This is a genomic window from Pseudomaricurvus sp., from assembly GCF_965662505.1.
In the GTDB taxonomy this organism is placed as follows: Bacteria; Pseudomonadota; Gammaproteobacteria; order Pseudomonadales; family Cellvibrionaceae; genus Pseudomaricurvus.
This window is the reverse complement of sequence record NZ_CBFIHX010000201.1, coordinates 1-3964: the sequence shown is the minus strand read 5'-3', so window position 1 is coordinate 3964 and position 3964 is coordinate 1. Positions and strand designations below refer to the sequence as shown.

Here is a 3964-nt window from a genome sequence, read left to right as displayed (position 1 = left end):
GGGCTTTGGGGCTTTACAGAGTCAGGCAATAGAGCGGGAAGAAAAAGAGCTTATTCCACCGGCTTTACATTGCTCCAGGTTTTGCAGCTGGGGCACAGCCAGTGCATGTGTTGACCGGCAAAACCACAGTTGTGGCAGCGGTACTGGGGAGAAGCTTTTTGCAGACGACGGATCACGGTATCCGCCAGAGCCATGCCTTCGGGCGGGTTTTGATAACCGGCCAGCTGCAGGGAGAGCATCTGTTCAGCCGCTTTTAAACTGGGGGACTTGGCAACACTGACACCGAGAAATTTCGCCGCTGGCACCACGCCTTCGTCTTTAGCCATCAATTCCGCCAGAGCCATCACCACAGGCGTTGAGGCACCCTGCTCCAGCAATTCGTTCAGATAGGCTCGCAACTGGGGCAAGCGCCCCGTCGCCTGGTAACACGTGATCAGCAACGGCAAAGCTTCTGGTAGCAAAGCCGGGTCCTGATAGAAAACCTGTTTCAGGGCTTTTACCGCTTCTTTATATTGTCCAAGTCGGTATTCCAGATCTGCTAACAGAATGCTGGCTCGGGCCGATTGCTTGTCCGCCAGACTCGCAGCCTTCAAATGACGGCGCGCAGTCAAATAATCAGAACGCCTCAGCGACTCTTCCGCCAATTCACAATAGAAGTGAGACTGCACCAGACGCCACTCATCCGGCAGGCGTGAAAAACGTCGGCTGGGCAGCTTGTTGATCATATCGATCCCGGTCTGCCACTCTTTTTCGTCCCGATAAATCTCAATGAGGTATTCAAGGCACTGAGTTCGCATAGGATGAACGGTGGTTTCCACCAACTCTTTTAGCAGCATTTCAGCCCGATCCAACAGACCCGACTTGATGAAATCACGACTGAGCTCCAACTGGACCTGACGAGATTGCTCGCCACCCAGACCGGGACGAGCCAGGAGATTTTGGTGAATCTTGATCGCCCGCCCCACTTCACCCCGCTTGCGCAGCAGGTTACCCAGCGCAAGGTGAGTCTCCAGGGTTTCGGTATTAACATCGAGAGCATCGATAAAGGTATCAATCGCCTCATCCGGCTGTTCGTTCAGCAGGTAATTGAGACCTTGAATATAGTGGGGCTCCAATGCAGGCGCATCAGAGTCTTCGGGCACGCGTGTGGATCGCCGCCCCAAGGCAAAACCGATAGCAATCGCTATCAGTACAAGAACCAATAATCCCCAATCGACCATTCCCCAAACTACCCGTTAGCTGTATTTTTGCCCTTCGCAGGGGCTCGCCGCAGCCGCTCAATTTCTTTATCGCGACGGTTCAGCTTGCGCTTTAAGGAAAGATTGTGGTTTTTCAGAGATAACACTGGCAACAGACTGATGACGTAGCCTAATGCCGTGCCCAGTGCAAAAACTGCGCAAATCAATAGCCCCAGAGACATCGCTGGCATGCCAAACCCAAGCAGTGAAACATTCACCATCTGGGTGTTATCGGTACTGAACCAGACACCGACCACCAGCCCTGCAACCAGAACCAGCAACAACACGATTTTTTTAACCAAGGCCACTCTGACGTCCTCTCTGGTTTATATCCTTTCTAGCCTCTGTACGTTTCCGGCTTACCCTTCACGACAGCCTGCCAGTCTGTCATGTTAATGACAACCATGACAGCAAGAATAGTCTGTTATCACTTATAGCAATAAAACCCGCTTGGCGCATCCCGTCTTCAAGGGGCATGGCCCGCCAGCGCACCGGGAAATCAGGGCAGCTGCTTCACCAGATTCATGACCGCTGACAAAACCTCATCAATCGTCATAGTAGTTGAATCCAGAATCACTGCATCATCGGCCGGCTTTAATGGGGAGGATGTGCGCTCACGATCTTGCTTATCCCGCAACTCAATATCCGCCAAAATTTGATCGTAATCGGCTTCCCGACCGGCTTGCTCCAGCTGAGCCAAACGACGTCTGGCACGCTCCTCAGAACTGGCGGTCAGAAACACCTTGACCGGAGCTTCAGTAAAAACCACGGTTCCCATATCGCGACCATCGGCGACCAGGCCTGGTGCCTCAGCAAAACCACGCTGGCGCCGCAACAAGGCATCTCTGACGGGCTGGCAAGCCGCCACGATGGAAGCGTTCATCCCCACGTGCTCCTGACGAATCGTTGTGGAGACGTCCTCGCCCGCCAGCATAACTCGCACACCGCCATCAGACGGCTCAAATACAACATCCAGGCTGGCTGCGACCTGAGCCAGACCATCATTATCTTCAAAACTGATGCCCTGATTTTCGGCTGCCAGAGCCGTTAGGCGGTAGAGCGCACCACTGTCCAGCAGGTGAAAACCCAGCTTTTTTGCCAGTAGTTGACACAACGTGCCCTTGCCCGCGCCACTGGGGCCATCAATGGTAATTACAACGGTCATTCAATCGTCCAAATATAGATAAGAGTAATTTAAGAAGTGGCTGCCGCAATCGAAGTCGCGATGGATTGACAAGCCGCTACCGGGTCCGCTGCCTGAGTAATCGGGCGGCCAATCACCAAATAATGGCTGCCTGCGGTCATGGCATCAGCGGGGGTTACGATTCGACGCTGATCATCAGCTGCGGCATCCGCCGGACGAATCCCCGGCGTCACCAGGCAGAAATCAGAACCCAGCTGACTGCTGAGCATGCTGGCTTCCTGCGCGGAGCAGACTACGCCATCCATCCCACTCTGCTGCGCCAGTCGAGCCAAATGAAGCACTTGCTCTTGCGGCTCGCGGGTAATACCGATTTGGGCCAGATCGGAGGCTTCCATACTGGTCAGAACCGTCACGGCAATCAGTAATGGGACGTCTCCGCTGCGCTTTTCCAGCTCATTGCGCGCGGCTGCCATCATCCGCTCGCCGCCACTGGCGTGTACATTCACCATCCACACCCCCAGCTCCGCTGCTGCTTTTACCGCCTTGGCCGTGGTATTGGGAATATCGTGAAATTTCAAATCCAGAAAGACATCGAAACCTTTGCTCATCAGGGCTTCAACAACCTGCGGGCCGGCGGCCGTAAACAGTTCCTTGCCGACTTTTAATCGACACAACTCCGGACTCAGACGATTCGCCATATCCAGACAGGCTTGTTGATTGTCAAAATCCATCGCGACAAGAATACGGGGAGAATCGGCCATAGGTTGCGGTACCTTTACGTAGTTGGCAGGAAAATCGAATCCAGACGGCCCACTTTTAACCTGAGGCCGGCTTTCAAGTGGTGCGAATTGTACCTTGCCTGCCGTTTGCGGGCGAGCGTCATTCCGTATCTCGCTTTTATACAGTTTTGGACCAATTTCATGCTTTCTTCCAAGTTTCTTTTTTAACCAAGTGCGCTATTCTTTGATCCGCGCAACACTCCCGAAAGGAATCCAGGGAGATATTTTTAAACACTAACTCAATCACAAGGACGTTAAACTATGAAACACCGCGTACTGCAATTCCCACTGATCCGCCTGGCCGCTCTTCTGTGCATTATCAGTCTGAGCCCTTTTAGCTGGGCTGAAGCGAGCAAATCAACCCCTTCAAAAGCCCAACAGGCTATCCCTTATACCGTCAACATCAACTCCGCTTCCGCTGAAGAAATGGCGGATTCACTCAATGGTATAGGTCTGAAAAAGGCCCAGGCGATCGTGGCCTACCGTGAGGCGAATGGAAAATTCACGCAAAAGGAATCTCTGACTGCAGTTAAAGGCATTGGCGAAGCCACTGTCGCGAAAAACAGCAAACTCATCAGTCTGAAATAATGTAAAGGCTGTAGATGTAAAAAAGGGCGCTATTTGCGCCCTTTTTTGTAGCTTCTTTTATAACTTCAAGTGAAGTCTGACACATAACCCCGCTCGCCCTGAACCTGCCAAAGGGCCTACTTGGGTGGATACATCCTTCGACAAGCTCAGGATGAACGGTGATTCGAGACTTCTCCATTACCGCTCGCCCTGAGCCTGTCGAAGGGCATGTCTGG

Annotated in this window: 5 protein-coding genes; 1 reads left to right on the top strand and 4 read right to left on the bottom strand. The window is 52.9% G+C overall.

Going from position 1 to position 3964, the window contains the following annotated elements:
* Window positions 1-50: 50 nt before the first annotated feature.
* The 4 genes from lapB to pyrF form a co-directional block, all read right to left on the bottom strand.
* Window positions 51-1220, bottom strand: coding sequence for a lipopolysaccharide assembly protein LapB (gene lapB, locus ACTG33_RS16515; protein ID WP_439136319.1), 1170 nt, complete (start codon window positions 1218-1220; stop codon window positions 51-53).
* Window positions 1221-1228: 8 nt separating this feature from the next.
* Complete coding sequence (locus tag ACTG33_RS16510; protein ID WP_439136318.1) at window positions 1229-1546, bottom strand: LapA family protein; 318 nt, start codon at window positions 1544-1546, stop codon at window positions 1229-1231.
* 191 nt (window positions 1547-1737) lie between these two features.
* Window positions 1738-2403: a (d)CMP kinase gene (gene cmk / locus ACTG33_RS16505; RefSeq protein ID WP_439136317.1), complete on the bottom strand. Its 666-nt coding sequence runs from the start codon at window positions 2401-2403 to the stop codon at window positions 1738-1740.
* Window positions 2404-2432: 29 nt separating this feature from the next.
* Window positions 2433-3143 (bottom strand): orotidine-5'-phosphate decarboxylase, encoded by a 711-nt coding sequence (gene pyrF, locus ACTG33_RS16500; protein ID WP_439136316.1) that lies wholly within the window; start codon window positions 3141-3143, stop codon window positions 2433-2435.
* A gap of 279 nt (window positions 3144-3422) precedes the next feature.
* Here pyrF and ACTG33_RS16495 point away from each other — a divergent pair, with 279 nt between their 5' ends.
* Entirely contained in the window at window positions 3423-3749 is a 327-nt protein-coding gene (locus tag ACTG33_RS16495; protein WP_439136315.1) for a ComEA family DNA-binding protein, read from the top strand.
* Window positions 3750-3964: the final 215 nt, after the last annotated feature.